At 68.6% G+C, this 16,048-nt stretch carries 13 protein-coding genes; 5 read left to right on the forward strand and 8 right to left on the reverse strand.

Features of this window, described 5'->3' with window-relative positions; genetic code table 11:
* Window positions 1-20: 20 nt before the first annotated feature.
* The 3 genes from BKK81_RS14695 to BKK81_RS14705 all read right to left on the reverse strand — a co-directional run bounded on the left by BKK81_RS14695 (window position 21) and on the right by BKK81_RS14705 (window position 2,121).
* Window positions 21-404 carry a Rieske (2Fe-2S) protein gene (locus BKK81_RS14695; protein WP_071014293.1) on the reverse strand — a complete coding sequence of 128 codons (384 nt, stop codon included), beginning with the start codon at window positions 402-404 and terminating at the stop codon, window positions 21-23.
* On the reverse strand, window positions 397-1,056 hold the full coding sequence (locus tag BKK81_RS14700; protein WP_071014295.1) for an HAD-IA family hydrolase: 660 nt from the start codon (window positions 1,054-1,056) through the stop codon (window positions 397-399). The genes BKK81_RS14695 and BKK81_RS14700 overlap by 8 nt, the downstream gene beginning before the upstream one ends.
* A gap of 63 nt (window positions 1,057-1,119) precedes the next feature.
* Complete coding sequence (locus BKK81_RS14705) at window positions 1,120-2,121, reverse strand: RluA family pseudouridine synthase (protein WP_071014297.1); 1,002 nt, start codon at window positions 2,119-2,121, stop codon at window positions 1,120-1,122.
* A 765-nt stretch (window positions 2,122-2,886) separates the two neighbouring features.
* Here BKK81_RS14705 and BKK81_RS14710 point away from each other — a divergent pair.
* From BKK81_RS14710 to BKK81_RS14730, 5 genes are all read left to right on the forward strand, one after another.
* The gene (locus BKK81_RS14710; RefSeq protein ID WP_071014300.1) at window positions 2,887-6,033 is read left to right on the forward strand and encodes an Rne/Rng family ribonuclease; all 3,147 of its coding nucleotides are present in this window, start codon (window positions 2,887-2,889) and stop codon (window positions 6,031-6,033) included.
* A gap of 247 nt (window positions 6,034-6,280) precedes the next feature.
* Complete coding sequence (moaA, locus tag BKK81_RS14715) at window positions 6,281-7,405, forward strand: GTP 3',8-cyclase MoaA (RefSeq protein ID WP_071014303.1); 1,125 nt, start codon at window positions 6,281-6,283, stop codon at window positions 7,403-7,405.
* A 36-nt stretch (window positions 7,406-7,441) separates the two neighbouring features.
* Window positions 7,442-8,050, forward strand: a complete 609-nt coding sequence (gene mobA, locus BKK81_RS14720) for a molybdenum cofactor guanylyltransferase MobA (RefSeq protein WP_071016497.1) — start codon at window positions 7,442-7,444, stop codon at window positions 8,048-8,050.
* A 32-nt stretch (window positions 8,051-8,082) separates the two neighbouring features.
* Window positions 8,083-9,381 carry a molybdopterin molybdotransferase MoeA gene (moeA, locus tag BKK81_RS14725; RefSeq protein WP_071014306.1) on the forward strand — a complete coding sequence of 433 codons (1,299 nt, stop codon included), beginning with the start codon at window positions 8,083-8,085 and terminating at the stop codon, window positions 9,379-9,381.
* Between the two features lie 177 nt (window positions 9,382-9,558).
* Window positions 9,559-9,825: a hypothetical protein gene (locus tag BKK81_RS14730; protein ID WP_071014308.1), complete on the forward strand. Its 267-nt coding sequence runs from the start codon at window positions 9,559-9,561 to the stop codon at window positions 9,823-9,825.
* Between the two features lie 79 nt (window positions 9,826-9,904).
* Here the strand turns inward: BKK81_RS14730 and rmuC are convergent, their stop codons facing one another.
* The 5 genes from rmuC to pncB all read right to left on the reverse strand — a co-directional run bounded on the left by rmuC (window position 9,905) and on the right by pncB (window position 15,990).
* Window positions 9,905-11,395 (reverse strand): DNA recombination protein RmuC, encoded by a 1,491-nt coding sequence (gene rmuC / locus BKK81_RS14735; protein WP_071014310.1) that lies wholly within the window; start codon window positions 11,393-11,395, stop codon window positions 9,905-9,907.
* A gap of 84 nt (window positions 11,396-11,479) precedes the next feature.
* Complete coding sequence (locus BKK81_RS14740; protein WP_071014313.1) at window positions 11,480-12,475, reverse strand: 2-hydroxyacid dehydrogenase; 996 nt, start codon at window positions 12,473-12,475, stop codon at window positions 11,480-11,482.
* A 12-nt stretch (window positions 12,476-12,487) separates the two neighbouring features.
* Window positions 12,488-13,921, reverse strand: a complete 1,434-nt coding sequence (locus BKK81_RS14745) for a sodium:proton antiporter (RefSeq protein WP_071014316.1) — start codon at window positions 13,919-13,921, stop codon at window positions 12,488-12,490.
* A 147-nt stretch (window positions 13,922-14,068) separates the two neighbouring features.
* The gene (locus BKK81_RS14750; protein WP_071014318.1) at window positions 14,069-14,755 is read right to left on the reverse strand and encodes a LutC/YkgG family protein; all 687 of its coding nucleotides are present in this window, start codon (window positions 14,753-14,755) and stop codon (window positions 14,069-14,071) included.
* A 53-nt stretch (window positions 14,756-14,808) separates the two neighbouring features.
* A complete protein-coding gene (gene pncB, locus BKK81_RS14755) occupies window positions 14,809-15,990 on the reverse strand; it encodes a nicotinate phosphoribosyltransferase (RefSeq protein ID WP_071014320.1) in 1,182 nt (393 codons plus the stop codon).
* Window positions 15,991-16,048: the final 58 nt, after the last annotated feature.

Below are 16,048 nucleotides of genomic sequence, written 5' to 3' on the forward strand. Positions count from 1 at the left end.
CGCAGGCCGGCACGCATTGTCTAGCTGCCCGCGACGAGGGCCGGTGCGGCATAGGGAAACTCCGGCAGCCAGTACACGCCGCCATCACGCTCCTCGATCCGCAGTTTGACGAGCGCGGCGCCACGGCAGGGGCCGCCCACGCAGAGCCCGGTGTCGGGCGCATAGATGGCGCCGTGTGTCGCGCACATCAAGTATAGGCCCGACGACTCGAAGAACCGGCCTTCCTGCCAGTCCAGCTCCATCGGCACATGCGCGCACTGGTTGAGATAGCCGTGGGCCGCGCCGTCGAAGCGCACCACGAAGGCGCTGATCTCCCGCCCACGCAGCTCGACCGTGAAACGCACGCCATCCCCGCCCTCCGCCAGCGCCGCCGCGTCGCACAGGCGTCGCGCCGCCTCAACCATGGCCGCGCAGCCACTGGCTGAGATCCTCGACCGACGCCGCGCAGTGCAGCGGCGTCATCGCCTGCAGCGAATCGGCCGGATGGGCGCCATAGCTGACGCCGATCCCCGCCGCGCCGGCATTGATCGCCATCTGCAAATCGTGCGTGGTGTCGCCGATCATCACGGTGCGCGCCATCTCCTGGCCCAGTTCGCGCGTCAACTCGAACAGCATGGCGGGATTCGGCTTGGAGAAGGTCTCGTCGGCGCAGCGCGTCGCGTCGAACAAGCGTTCCAGGCCGGTGGCGGCCAGCGCGCGCTGCAGGCCGGCGCGGGTCTTGCCCGTAGCCACGCCCAGGAAATAGTGTTCCGCGCGCAGCGCTTCCAGCATCTCGCGCACGCCGGCGAACAGGACCAGCTCGGCGTCGCGGGTCAGGAAATGGTAGCGATAGCGCTCCGCCAGCCGGGGATAGTCGATCGGGTCCAGCGTCGGCACCGCATACGACAGCGCATCCTTCAGCCCAAGCCCGATCACGTGGGCGGCCGCACGATCGTCCGGCTCCGGCAGGCCCAGATCACGCGCGGCAAGCTGGATGCACTTGGCGATGGTCGGTGTGGAATCCATCAGGGTTCCGTCCCAATCGAACACGATCAGGTCAAAGCGTTGCCGGGGCATGGTTCTGGGTGTCCTCGTCTGTCGTTCTGTTCTTTTCGGTAGCGGCCGCAAGCCAGCCGGTGCTCAGCCGGGCCGCCCCGCCTGTTCGCGCAGTTGCTGCAGGAAGGCCTGGCACTCGGCCGGCAGCGGCGCGCGCACCGTGATCGCCTCGCCGGTCGACGGATGGGCGAAGGTCAGCTGGTGCGCATGCAGGAACATGCGCCGCAATCCGGGCCGGGCCCCGGCCCGGGCCAGCGCCTTGTTCAAGGCGAAGTCGCCGTACTTCTCGTCACCCGCGATGGGAAAGCCCGAGTGGGCGAGGTGCACGCGGATCTGGTGCGTACGGCCGGTCTTGAGTTCGGCCTCCAGCAGCGTGAAGCCGGAGAAGGCCTCGACCCGGTTGAACACCGTATGCGAGGCCAGGCCGTCGGCCTGCACCCGCACCCGGCGCTCGCCATCGGGCGTGGTGTATTTGAAAAGCGGGAACTTCACATGCTGACGGGCATTGGCGAACTCGCCTGCCACGCAGGCGAAATAGCGCTTGTCGAGCGCATTGCCGCGGATCTGCTCGTGCAGGCCAACCAGCGCCGAGCGCTTCTTGGCCAGCATCAGGATGCCCGAGGTCTCCCGGTCGAGCCGGTGCACCAGTTCCAGGAAGCGCGCTTCCGGATGGGCCTGCCGCAACTGTTCGATGACCCCGAAGGCGACGCCGGAGCCGCCATGGACCGCCACGCCGGCCGGCTTGTCGATGATCAGCAGGTGCGCATCCTCGAACAGGACGGGGAAGCTCGCCGGCGGCACGAAGGCGGTGGAAGGTGCGGCAGTCGCCACGCGAATCGGCGGGATCCGCACCACATCTCCCGCTTTCAGCCGGTAAGTGGCGTCGACGCGCCCCTTGTTGACCCGCACCTCGCCGGAACGGAGGATGCGATAAACGTGGCTCTTGGGCACGCCCTTGGCCGACTTCAGCAGGTAGTTGTCGATGCGCTGGCCATCGGCCTCTTCGCCAACCGTCACATACGCCACCTGAGGCCCCATCGCGGGCGCCTGCGCCTCTTTTTCAATTTGATGGCGTAACTCATTCATTTTCAATATAATTTCCTCGCTGTTCCGGCCCAAGGACCGGCAGCGTAATCCGGTGTAGGCGATTTATCGCATTTTACACTTTGGGTTGCCGCCAGCCCGGCCGGCCTCACGTCGATTTGCGTACCCCGCGAACGCCAGGCCGGCGAATGGTGGCAAAAAAGCAGCACGCACGGAACCGTCCGCGCGCAGGAAGCCGACCGAAGTCGGCTTCGGCAATCTGGGCGGTCACGTGGGAACTGAGTGTTCAGGTAGAACAGAATTTGATGGCGGATGCCCGTGGCATCCGCTCTGGTGAGAGAAGTCCCGTCCGCACCGGCTAACGGTGCCGGCCGGCAGGCTTGCCTCGCAGCTGGCTGGTATTACCGGCGCCCGGTCGCAGAACTCTAAGAAGGTATAGGTGCGCCCGCCAGGAGATGTCAGCATGCGGACAAGCATTGTCGTGCCCGACAAATTGCTCTTTGACGCGTCTCGGCCATACCGCGGCCGGCCGCGGTATGGCCGGCGCGCTTTGCCCGGCAACCGCCGCCAGCAAGCAGGGTGTTGCGCCGGCATGCTGCACTGAGCAGCCGCCGGCCCTCTCTCACCCCCGCGGCCGTCGCCAGGACGCCGTGGCCTCTCCTCACCCGCGCCCAGCCGGCCACGCCCATCGGCGTGCCGGCACTCCCGGCAATTCTCCCACCCCCACTCGCTCCCTAGCGTGCTTCACGGAACGCCGCGTGGCGCCGCATGCCGGTGCCTGGCGCGGCATTGGAGCGAGGTAGTGCGATGAAACGCATGCTTTTCAATGCGACGCAGCAAGAGGAACTGCGCGTCGCGATTGTCGATGGCCAGAAGCTGATCGACATCGACATCGAGGCCGCCGGGCGCGAACAGCGCAAGGGCAATATCTACAAGGGCGTGATCACCCGTATCGAGCCCTCGCTGGAGGCCTGCTTCGTCAACTACGGCGAAGAACGCCACGGCTTCCTGCCGTTCAAGGAAGTCGCCCGCGCCTATTTCAAGGAAGGCATCGACGTGCGCAATGCACGCATCCAGGATGCCTTGCACGAAGGCCAGGAGCTGATCGTCCAGGTAGAAAAGGAAGAGCGTGGCAACAAGGGCGCCGCCCTGACCACCTTCATCTCACTGGCCGGCCGCTACCTGGTGCTGATGCCCAACAACCCGCGCGGCGGCGGCGTGTCGCGCCGCATCGAGGGCGAGGACCGCCAGGAACTGCGCGAGACCATGGCGCAGCTGACCGTGCCCGAAGGCATGAGCATCATCGCCCGTACCGCGGGCATCGGCCGCTCGGCCGAGGAACTGCAGTGGGACCTGAACTACCTGCTGCAATTGTGGAAGGCCATCGACGGCGCAGCCGGCGACAACCGGGCCCCGCTGCTGATCTACCTGGAATCGAGCCTGGTGATCCGCGCCATCCGCGACTACTTCCAGCCCGATATCGGCGAGATCCTGATCGATACCGACGAGATCTACGAGCAGGCCCGCGCCTTCATGAGCGTGGTGATGCCGGACAACCTGAACCGGGTCAAGAAGTACCGCGACGATGTCCCCCTCTTCTCGCGCTTCCAGATCGAGCACCAGATCGAGTCGGCCTATTCGCGCATGGTGATGCTGCCGTCCGGCGGCGCCATCGTGATCGACCACACCGAGGCCCTGGTCTCCGTGGACGTGAACTCGGCCCGCGCCACCAAGGGCGCCGACATCGAGGAAACCGCGCTGCGCACCAACCTGGAAGCGGCCGATGAGATTGCCCGCCAGTTGCGCTTGCGCGACCTGGGCGGCCTGATCGTGATCGACTTCATCGACATGGAGTCGAGCAAGGCCCAGAAGGACGTGGAAACCCGCCTGAAGGACGCGCTGCGCCATGACCGCGCCCGCGTGCAGATGGGCAAGATCAGCCGCTTCGGCCTGATGGAGCTGTCGCGCCAGCGCCTGCGCCCGTCGCTGTCGGAGGGCTCCCACATCACTTGCCCGCGCTGCAACGGCACGGGCCATATCCGCGATACGGAATCGTCCGCCCTGCAGGTGCTGCGCATCATCCAGGAAGAGGCGATGAAGGAAAACACCGCCGCCATCCACTGCCAGGTACCGGTGGAGGTGGCCGCCTTCCTGCTGAACGAGAAGCGCCAGGAAATCAACCTGATCGAACTGCGCTTCAAGGTCAATGTGCTGCTGATCCCCAACAAGCACCTGGAGACGCCGCACTACAAGCTGGAACGCCTGCGCCACGACGATCCGCGCCTGGAGGACAGCATGGCCAGCTACAAGATGGCCGAGGCCGCCGCCAAGGAGCTGGAAGCCGATACCAGCTACAGCAGCCGCAAGAAGGAAGATGCCAAGCCGCGCCAGGAAGCCGCGGTGAAGGGCATCACGCCCGAGCAGCCGGCCCCGGTGTCGACGCCGCGCCCCGAGCGCGCGCCGCGCCAGGAAGTGCCTGCTGCGCCGCCCGTGCCTGCCACCCAGCCGGTCGCCAGCGGTGGCTTCATCGCCTGGCTGAAGGGCTTGTTCGGCGCCAAGCCGGCAGCCCCGGCCGTCGAGCCCGCCAAGCCAGTGGCCGCCGAGGCACGCACCGGTGAAGGCCGCCGCGAGCGTGGGCCGCGCGGCGAACGCACCGAACGGGGTGAGCGTGGCCAGGGTGGGCGCGGCGAGCGCGGAGACCGTGGTGAGCGCACCGATCGCGGTGAGCGCGCCGAGCGCGGCGAACGCCAGAGTGGCCGCGGCCAGCGCGGCGAACGCGGCGAGCGGCCGGCGACGGAGCAGAAGGGCGAACGCCAGCCGCGTCCGCAGCGCCAGCCGGCCGACCTCCAGGCCGCACCGGCCTCCCGCCAGGCGGAAGCCGGCCAGGAACGCCGCGAGCGCGGCGAGCGCCCCGACCGGGGTGAGCGTGGCGAGCGCTCGGAACGCGGTGAACGGGCCGAACGCGGCGAACGTCGCGAGCGCAACCGTGACCGCCAGCGCGAACGCGGCGAAGCCCGCGAGAGCGAGGGCGCCGAGGAAGTCGCAGCACTTGCCGCCGTGCCGGAGGGCCTCTCAGCCCAGCCCGGCACCGCCGCTGCGGCACGTGAAGCCGAGGACAGCGCACGCCTCGACCTGCCGGAAGGCACCGAAGGCGCTGAAGCGGCCGAGGCTGGCGAGGGCGAAGAACGCCGCCGCCGCAACCGCCGCGGCCGCAACCGCTATCGCCGCGAGCGCGAGGACGGTCAACAGAATGGCGAAGCTGGTGAAGCCGGCGACGTCGGTGCGGCGCCGGCGCCTCTGGCCGCAGTTGGCGCGGAGGCGGACGCAGTCGCCACCGCCGCGGTGACGCAGGTCGAGGCAGTCGCCGTGGCACGCGTCGAGCCGGTGGCCGAAACCGTGGCTGCCGCGCAACCGGCAATCGCGGCAGCGGCAGCGGCAGCCGAGCCCGCTCCGGTGGCAGTCGAGCATGCAGCCGTCGAAGCCGCTGCGAGCGCCACGCCAGCGGTTCCGCTGACCGAGCCGGCCCATGCCGAGCCCGCTCCGGTCACGGTGGCAGCCGCCGCGCCGATCCAGCCGGCACCGGCCACGACGGTGGCCGAACCGGTGGCCGAACCGGCGATTGCCGCAGTCCCGGCACCGGAAGCCGCTGCCGTAGCAGCACCCGCGGTCGCGGCCGTGGAAGCTGCGCCGGCGGCTGCCGTCGTGGCTCCCGCCCCTGCCGTGCAGGCCGCTGCGCCGGGCAACCTGGAGCCGATGCTGGCTGCTGCCGGCCTGCAGTGGGTCCATACCGACAGCGACAAGTACCGTGCCGCCCAGGAGGCCGCCGCCCGCATCGTGCCCGCGCCGCGGGTGCCGCGCGAGCGCAAACCCCTGCCTCCGCTGCCCGAGGGTCCGATGATCCTGGTGGAAACCGGCGGCAATCAGGTTGAAATGATCTCTTCCGCGCACCAGTAAGTCGCCAGTCGCAAGGGCAATGCCGCGGCGGCGTGCCGCCGCGGCCCGAAGGGGACGGGAAACCGTCCCCTTTTTCTTTTCCCCTGCCGGCAAGCTGTCCGGGCCGGCTGCCGCACTCCCCTTTCCCTTCCGGCGCGCTGCAACACGTGGTGCCTGCGCGCTCGGCTAGAATGACGGCATCAAGTCATCGCGGCGGGAACCGGGGCACACCGCCCGGGCCCCGAGCCGCGAGCCCCGCCCCCAGGCCATGACCGAGACCGTCATCCCCATCCTCGACCTGCGCGAGCATCGCTATCGCTCGATGGCCTCCGGCATCCCGGCCGAACTGGTCCCGCCGACCGGCCTGCTTTCCGACCGGCGCGGGCGCCCGCTGCACGATCTGCGCATCTCGGTCACGGACCGCTGCAACTTCCGCTGTGTCTACTGCATGCCGAAGGACGTCTTCGACAAGGACTACACCTTCCTGCCGCATGCCGAGCTGCTGAGCTTCGAGGAAATCACCCGGGCGGCCCGGCTCTTTGTTGCACACGGCGTGGAAAAGATCCGGCTCACCGGCGGCGAGCCGCTGCTGCGCAAGAACATCGAAAAGCTGGTGGAAATGCTGGCGCGTCTCGAAACCGTCTCGGGCAAGCCGCTCGACCTGACACTGACCACCAATGCCTCGCTGCTGGCGCGCAAGGCACGGGCCCTGCGCGATGCCGGCCTGACACGCGTCAGCGTCAGCCTCGACGCCATCGACGACACCACCTTCCGGCGCATGAACGACGTGGATTTCGCCGTGCGCGACGTGCTGGCCGGCATCGAGGCGGCGCAGGCTGCCGGCCTGGCACCGCTCAAGGTCAATATGGTGGTCAAGCGTGGCGTCAACGATAGCGAGATCGTGCCGATGGCGGCACATTTCCGCGGCTCCGGCGTGATCGTACGGTTCATCGAATTCATGGACGTCGGCGCCAGCAACCATTGGTGCATGGACGAGGTGCTGCCTTCCGCGGAAGTGGTGCGCCGCATCGACGCAGCCTTCCCGCTCGAAGCGATCGGCGCCAATTACCTGGGCGAAACGGCCGAGCGCTGGCGCTACCGCGACGGTGCGGGCGAGATCGGCGTGATCTCCAGTGTCTCCCACGCTTTCTGCGGTGATTGCAGCCGCATCCGGCTGTCGACCGAGGGACGGCTCTACCTCTGCCTGTTCGCCACCGAAGGCCATGACCTGCGCGAGTTGCTCCGCAGCGGCCGCAGCGACCTGGAGATCGCCAACGCGATCGCGGCGCTATGGCAGCAGCGCACGGACAACTACTCCGAGCAGCGGAGCGATCCGGCAATCCGCGCGGCCCGCGCGGAACGCAAGATCGAAATGTCCTATATCGGCGGCTGACCCCGCCCGCCACCGCCCCACCATCGCACACGCATGATGATCCATCCCGACCACGTCACCGGCCTGATCCTCGCCGGCGGCCGCGGCAGCCGCATGGGGGGCGTCGACAAGGGGCTGCAACTGCTGGACGGCATCCCGCTGGTCTGCCATGTGCAGGCGCGGCTGACTCCCCAGACCGGGGCGATGCTGATCAATGCCAACCGCAACCTGGAGCGATACCAGGACTTCGGCCTGGTCGTCGTGCCGGATTCGCTGCCCGGATTCGCCGGGCCGCTCGCCGGCATGGCAGCCGGGCTGGAACAGTGCCGCACCGCCTGGATGGTCACGGCGCCATGCGATACACCGCGGCTGCCGACCGACCTGGTAGCACGGCTCGCCCATGGCCTGGCCTCGACCGGCGCGGAACTGGCGATGGCCGTGACACGCGATGCGCAAGGCAGGCGCCAGCCGCAACCCGTGTTCTGCCTGCTGCCGGTGGCGGCGCGCGACAGCCTGCTGGCCTACCTGTCCGGTGGCGGGCGCAAGGTCGAGACCTGGGCCGCGTCACACCGGCTGACCGAGGTCGTGTTCGACGACCCGCTCGCCTTCGCTAATCTCAACACCCTGGAAGAGTTGCAGGCCTTCGGCCGCTGCGCCGCGGACTGATCGCTCGTCGCACCTGCCCAATCCGAAACCCGATGCCGTCTTTGCCCCCCCTCCCCTCCTGCCAATCCGACCACGACGCCGCCGCGCTGCGCGTCGACCAGGCGCAACGCCTGCTCGCCGAAGCGGCCCGGCCAGTGGGAGGTGTCGAACGGGTCGCGTTGCGCGACGCGCTGGACCGCGTGCTGGCCGAGGACGTGATCTCGCCGCTCGACGTGCCGGCCCACGACAATGCCGCCATGGACGGCTATGCCTTCGCGGGCGACGCGCTGGACCGGCCGGAGGGGGCCTCGGACGGCTTCGTCACCCTGCCGGTGGCCGGCACGGCGCTGGCTGGCGGCAGCCGCGGCGACGCACCGCTGGCACCCGGCCAGGCTCTGCGCATCATGACCGGCGCCCTGATGCCGGCGGGATGCGATACGGTGATCCCGCAGGAACTCGTCGAAGACGCTGCCGACGGCCACATCCGCTTCTCCGCCAGCGCCGTGGTCCGCGGAGCCAACCGCCGCCTGCGCGGCGAAGACCTGGCCCGTGGCCGGGCGGCGCTGGCGGCCGGCCGCCTGCTCCGCCCGGTCGATCTTGGCCTGCTGGCCTCGCTGGGCGTGGCCGAGGTCGCGGTTCGGCGCCGCCTGCGCGTCGCCTTCTTTTCGACCGGCGATGAACTGCGCTCCATCGGCGAGCCGCTGGAGCCCGGCTGCGTCTACGACTCCAACCGCTACACCCTGCACGGCATGCTGCGCCGGCTGCATGTAGACCTGATCGACCTGGGGGTGGTGCGCGATGATCCCGAGGCCCTGGAGGCCACCCTGCGCAGCGCCTGCGAGATCGCCGATGCGGTGATCACTTCGGGCGGCGTCTCGGTCGGCGAAGCCGACTATACGAAGCAGACCATGGCACGCCTGGGCGACGTGCAGTTCTGGTCCATCGCCATGCGTCCCGGCCGGCCGATGGCCTTCGGCCGCATCGCCTCCGGCGCGCACGAGGCCCTGTTGTTCGGCTTGCCGGGCAATCCCGTCGCGGTGATGGTGACCTTCTACCAGATGGTGCGCGGCGCGCTGCTGCGCATGATGGGCACCGATGCGCCGACGCCGCCGCACCTGCGCGTGCGCTGCGCCCAGGCGATGCGCAAGAAACCCGGCCGCACCGAGTTCCAGCGCGGCGTGCTGGCGCCGGCCGCCGATGGCGGACTGGAAGTCAGGGCCACAGGCCAGCAGGGCTCCGGCGTGCTGCGTTCGATGAGCGAGGCCAATTGTTTCATCGTGCTGGCCCATGAACAGGGGGCCGTGGCCGCCGGCGATACGGTCGAGGTAGTGCTGTTCGACGGCCTGGTATGAGGCCGGCAACCGGCGCTTCCTGCCTCGCCCCGGGGCGCAGTGTCGTTTTTGCGCACCAGTCTGGCCGCACGCGCGGTCGCTTTGGCCGGATATGCCCCCCCTCCGGGAGCCGGGCTATGCGCGCCGCTGCCCAAAACGCTACACTTGCGCAACCTCACTCGTTTACAGCCTGTTGTCATGAATCAGGAGATTGCCTACCTCCACCCGGTCAAGACCGCCCGCGCGCTGGTACTGGTATACCTGTGCTTCTCGGTGCCCATCGTCTCGCTCGGCCTGTTCGTTGCCTTCGTCCGCTACGGCGATCTGCCGGGCATCACCGTGTTCACGGCCCTGATTCTCAACGCGCTGATCGGCTTCGGCCTGCTGTGGCTGGCCTGCAAGGCCTATAACTGGGTGGCGGCACGCTTCGGCGGCATCGAAGTCACCATCCGCGAGTGCCGCTGAGCGGCTGCCCCTGACAGCCTGGCGCCACCGCCGGGCGTCCTTTCGCCGCTTTCACTCTTTCCTGGCGCCGCCCGCGCGCTCAATCGCTCTCGTCGGACGCCTGCGCGGCCGCCGGGCCAAGCAGCCGCTGCGCGGCCTCGCCCGGCAATGCCTCGACCTTGCGCAGCTTGCGCTCCATCTGCCGTGTCCGCACCTCGGCCTGCTCGATATTGCGGGCGGCACGTTCCAGCGTGTCCCGCGTCTTGGCCAGAACCTCGCCGAACTTGCCGAATTCCGTCTTGACCGCACCCAGCACCTCCCATACCTCGCTGGAGCGGCGCTCCAGCGCCAGGGTGCGGAAGCCCATCTGCAGGCTGTTGAGCAGCGCCGTGAGCGTGGTCGGCCCGGCCACCGTGACGCGATAGTCGCGCTGTAGCAGGTCGGCCAGCCCCGGCCGGCGCAGCGCCTCGGCATACAGCCCTTCGGTGGGCAGGAACAGGATGGCGAAATCGGTCGTCTGCGGAGGCGAGAGGTACTTCTCGGCGATGGATTGCGCCTCGCGCTTGAGCGCCGACTCCAGTTCCCGACCCGCAGCCGCCACGCCATCGGCATCACTGCGCTCCTGTGCGTCGAGCAGGCGCTCGTACTGCTCCTTGGGGAACTTGGCATCGATCGGCAGCCAGACCGGTTGTCCGTCCGCATCCTTGCCGGGCAGGCGGATGGCGAACTCCACGCGCGCGCCCGAGTTGCGCACGGTCTCGACGTTCTTGCCGTACTGCTCGGCAGTCAGCAACTGCTCGAGCAGCATCTCGAGCTGCACCTCGCCCCAGGTACCGCGCGTCTTCACATTGGTCAGCACGCGCTTCAGGTCGCCGACCCCCTGGGCCAGCACCTGCATCTCGCCCAGGCCGCGATGCACCTGCTCGAGCCGGTCCGACACCAGCTTGAACGACTCGCCCAGGCGCTGCTCCAGCGTGGCATGCAGCTTCTCGTCGACCGTGCGCCGCATCTCTTCCAGCTTGAGCGCATTGTTGGCTTCGATATCGCGCAGTTTCTGCTCCAGCGTCGCTCGCACCTCGGCCAGCCGGCGCTCGTTGGACTCCGACAGTTGCCCCAGCTGCTGCTGCAAGCCGTCGCCGAAACGGCGCAGCGCAGCGCCCTGCTCCTCGCGCGCCTGCTGCCCCTGCAGCAGCAGGTGCTGCCGCACCTGGTCGAGTTGCTGCGCATTGGATTCGGTCAGCTTGGCGAGCTGTTGCGCGAAGGTATCGATCTGGTTGTTCTGCAGCGTGGCGATGCTGGTGAGCTGCGCCGACAGCGCCTGCTGGAAGCGCATCATCTGCTGTCCGGCTTCGCCACGCCCGGCCCGGCCGTTCTCGGCCACCTCCGCGCGCAACTCACGCTCCAGCCGTTCGCTGGCGCGCGCATGCTCGGCACGCAGCGAGGCGAGTTCGCGCTGCAGCGCGTCAGCGGCCGCATCCACTGCAGCCTCGACCTCCGCGCCGCCGCCCGCACGCCCGCGCAGCAGCAACACGATCTGCAGGATCACGGCCGCCACCGCGGCGGCCAGGGTACCAAGGGAAATCAGGCTCATCGGCTCACATCAGGAAAGGCCGCAACACGTCGCAATACGTCGCAATACGTCGCGCGCGGCCGCAGGAATCCGCCCGCGCCGCGTTCAGCGGCGGCGTGGCAAGACCTCAGGATTGATCACCGAAGGCGGGCGGCCAGCGTCCGGGCCGGCATCGAGCGCCGCGATCAGGTTGTCCGCCGCCAGCATCGCCATGGCGCGGCGCGTCCGCTCCGAAGCGCTGGCGATATGGGGCGTCAGCACGACGTTGGGGACCTCCAGCAGGCCGGGATGCACGGCAGGCTCGCCCTCGAACACATCGAGCCCTGCGGCGAACAGGCGGTGCTCGCGCAGCGCCTCGGCCAGCGCGGCATCATCGACGACGCCACCGCGCGCGAGGTTGACCAGCGTCGCGCTGGGTTTCATGCGTGCCAGTTCGGCGGCACCGATGGCGTGATGGCTTGCCGCGCTGTAGGGCAGCACCAGCAGCAGGTGGTCAGCACGCGCCAGCAATTCGTCCTTGCCGACGTAGCTCGCGTTGACGCTCTGCTCCACCTCCTGCGGCAGGCGGCTGCGGTTGTGGTAGAGCACGGTCATGCCGAAGCCGGCGGCGCGGCGGGCCAGGGCCTGGCCGATGCGGCCCATGCCCAGGATGCCCAGCGTGCTGCCGTACAGGTCCACGCCGAGGAACATATCGTAGCTCCAGCGCTGCCACTTGCCCGCGCGCAGCCAGTGCTCGGACTCGGTCACGCGGCGCGCCGCCGCCATCAGCAGGGCCCAGCCGAAGTCGGCCGTGGTCTCGGTCAGCACATCGGGCGTATTGGTGGCGACGATGCCGGCCGCGGTCAGCGCCGGCACGTCGAGATTGTTGTAGCCCACCGCCATATTGCACACCGCGCGCAGCGCCGGCAGGTCGCGCACCAGTTCCTGGTCGATGCGGTCGGCGGCATTGGCCAGCACGCCGGCCTTGCCCGCCAGGCGCGCCTTCAGCGCGGCCGCGTCGAGCTGCACGTCAGCCTGGTTGTGATCGACCTCGAAGTATTGCGCCAGCCGCTCCAGCACATCGGCAAAGATGGCGCGGGTCACGAGAATGGAAGGCTTCATCGCAGTCACCAGTCACACGTGGAAGAAGATCAGGGTCATCACCAGGAACAGCGGCACCAGGAAGCACACCGACCAGGCCATGAAACCGAAGAAGCCCGGCATGCGCACGCCGCGGCTTTCGGCGATGGCCTTGACCATCAGGTTCGGGGCATTGCCGATATAGGTGTTGGCACCCATGAAGACAGCGCCGGCGGAGATCGCCGCCAGCGTCGACGCATCGCGCGTCATCAGCGTGGCGGCGTCGCCGCCGGCGGTGTTGAAAAAGACCAGGTAGGTCGGTGCGTTGTCGAGGAAGGACGACAGCACGCCGGTGGCCCAGAAGTACATGCTGTCGATCGGCTGGCCGCCGGCATCGCTGACCGCGTGGAGGACGGCGGCGAACGGTCCCTGCGTGCCTGCCTTCAGCATGGCGATGACCGGGATGATGGTGAGGAAGATGCCGGCGAACAGCTTGCCGACCTCGAGGATCGGCTCCCAGCCGAACTCGTTGCCCGCGCGCGCCGCATGCGGCGTCAGCAGCAGCGAAGCGAGCGCCACCGCCACCAGCAGCACGTCGCGCACCAGCGCAGGCAGGGCCACCTCGGTGCCCATCACGTCGAAAGCGATGCCCGGCTTCCACAGCCCGCTCATCAGCACCAGTCCGATGATCGCCAGCAGCAGCAGGAGGTTGACCTTGCCCTCCAGCACGATGCCGCGCGTGGCGGGCGTGGGATCGGCCGCGGCGGGGAGGTTCTCCTCCTTGTGCAGGTAGTAGTGGCGGTCGATCAGGTAGAAGATGGCCAGCAGCGCCCCCCACATGAACAGCGTCTCGGGCAGGATATTGCGCAAGGTCCAGAAGAAGTCCACGCCCTTGAGGAAGCCCAGGAACAGTGGCGGATCGCCCAGCGGCGTCAGCGCACCGCCGGCATTGGCAACCAGGAAGATGAAGAAGACCACCACGTGCGCCACATGCTTGCGGTTGTCGTTGGCGCGCAGCAGCGGACGGATCAGCAACATCGCCGCACCGGTGGTGCCCATCAGGCTGGCCAGCAGGGTACCCAGCGCGAGGATGCCGGTGTTCAGCCGCGGCGAGCCCTGCAGGTTGCCGCGCACGCAGATGCCGCCCGCGACGATATAGAGCGCCCCCACCAGCGCGATGAAGGGAATGTACTCGGCCAGCAGCGCATGCAGCGCGTTGGCCAGCGCGGCATGCAGGCCGAACACGGCGGCAAAGGGCACGATGAAGACCAGTCCCCAACCTGCCGCCACCTTGCCGAAGTGGTGGTGCCAGAAGCGTGGCGCCAGCAGCGGCACCAGCGCGATCGACAGCAGGATGCCGGCGAACGGCATGCCCCACAGCGGCGACAGCACGGCACCGTCGAGATCCGCTGCCCTTGCCGGCAAGGCAAGGCAACTCAGCACAACAACGGGCAACAGCAATCGCAGTGACGGGGACACACGTCGCATCAGGCGCAATCTCCTTGGCATATCGGGGGGCGGGCGTGGCGTGTCGCCGGGAAGCGGCACGCCGGCATGCGCGCACGGCGCCGGGAGCCTGCCCGGCACGCGGCACGCGGCGAGCCCAGCAGTTTAAAGCAAGCGGCGCGCCGCGACTCAGCCCTGGCCGACCACGATCACATGGACCCGATAGGGACCATGCGCACCCAGCACGATGGTCTGCTCGATGTCGCCGGTGCGGGACGGGCCGCTGATGATATTGGTGGCGCGCGGCAGTTCGCCGCGCTCGCGGCGCACCAGCTCGAAGGCATCCTCCAGCCCGGCGACGATGCGGGCCGCGGGCACGACCGCGATATGGGTCTCCGGCAGCAGTGCCGCCGAGGCATAGGTCTGCGGCCCCGACAGCAGCATCAGCGAGCCTGTCTCGGCGATGGCGCAGAAGCAGCCGGTGATGCCGACCAGGTCGCCGTGCTCGCGGTCGGCCTGTGGATCGCGCAGCGGCGGACGGCACTCGACCTCCAGACCGTGCTGTTGCCAGGGCAGACCCGCCAGCGTTTCCCAGGCGACCGCGCGACGCGCCAGGCCAAGCCCCTCCAGGTACCCGGCGACGGCCGCCGGCACATCGCTGTCGGCGGCCACCCGCACCACCGTCGAGGCCATCTTGCGAGCCTGCGTGGCAAAGGCCTCGGCCAGGTCGGAGGGCACCGGTGGACGCGGGCCCTGTGGATGGCGGCCGAGGTAGTCCGCCACCGCCTCGCGCTCGTGACTGCCGACCGTGGACGGCCGGCCCTGGGCGGCGCGGATGCGGGCGAAGATGCGGTCGCGGGCGTTGCGGGTATCCATGTCTGTTCCGTGAGCGGTAGCGGAAACGGCCGGCGGCGATCGGCCAGCGACGATTATACGGGCCGGGAATCGATGCCGAAGACCTGGCGCAGGTAGGCCAGGTAGGCCGGATCGTCGCACATGGTCTTCTCCGGCGCATCCGACAGCTTGGCCACTGGCTGCCCGTTGCAGCGGACCATCTTGATGACGATCTGCAGCGGTGTATAGCCCAGGTCGTTGGTCAGGTTGGTACCGACGCCGAAGGCCAGGCGGCAGCGCCCGCGGAAGCGCTCGAAGAGTTCGATCACGCGCGGGATGTCGAGGCTGTCGCTGAAGATCAGCGTGCGGCTGCGCGCGTCGACACGGTTGGCGGCATAGTGGGCGAGCATGCGCTCGCCCCAGGCGACCGGGTCGCCCGAGTCGTGCCGCACGCCGTCGAAGAGCTTGCAGAAGTACAGGTCGAAATCACGCAGGAAGGCGTCGAAGCCGTAGGTATCCGACAGCGCGATACCCAGGTCGCCACGGTACTCCTTGGCCCAGGTCTCGAGCGCGAACACCTGGGAATCACGCAGGCGCGGGCCGAGCGACTGGCAGGCCTGCAGGTACTCGTGCGCCATCGTGCCCAGCGGGATCATCTTGTGCTGGCGGGCAAAGTGCACATTGCTGGTACCGGCCATCTGATGTCCGAGCGTGCCCTGCATGGTCAGCAGCACCTCTTCCTGCCAGTCGCGCGAGAAGCGGCGCCGGCTGCCGTAGTCGGCGATCACGCAGTCCGCATGGGCCGGCACCGTCAGCAACGCCAGCTTGGCCTCCAGCCGGCGCCGCCCCTCCTCCAGGTCGGCAGCCGGCTGCGTGCGACGGAAGTAGACCTCGTTGATGATGGCCAGCAGCGGCACCTCGAACAGGATGGTGTGCAACCACGGCCCGCGGATGGTGATGTCGATCTCGCCGCCGCCCTTGGCCGAGGGGGCGATGTGCACATACTTCTCGTTCAGGTGGAAGAGCCCGAGGAAATCGACGAAGTCGCTCTTGATGAAGCGCAGACCGCGCAGGTATTCGAGCTCCTCTTCCGTGAACCGGAGCTGGCACAGCTGCGCCACCTCGGCGCGGATCTCGTCGACGTAGGGGGTGAGATCGACGCCGGCGTTGCGGCACTTGAAGCGATACTCGACGTGGGCAGCGGGAAAATGGTGCAGCACCACCTGCATCATCGTGAACTTGTACAGGTCGGTGTCGAGCAGCGAGGAAATGATCATGTCGGGCGGACAGCAATGCCTAGGCGGAGCATCATGCTAACCGAACTGCCCACGCCGC

Source organism: Cupriavidus sp. USMAHM13 (assembly GCF_001854285.1).
GTDB classification, from domain to species: domain Bacteria; phylum Pseudomonadota; class Gammaproteobacteria; order Burkholderiales; family Burkholderiaceae; genus Cupriavidus; species Cupriavidus malaysiensis.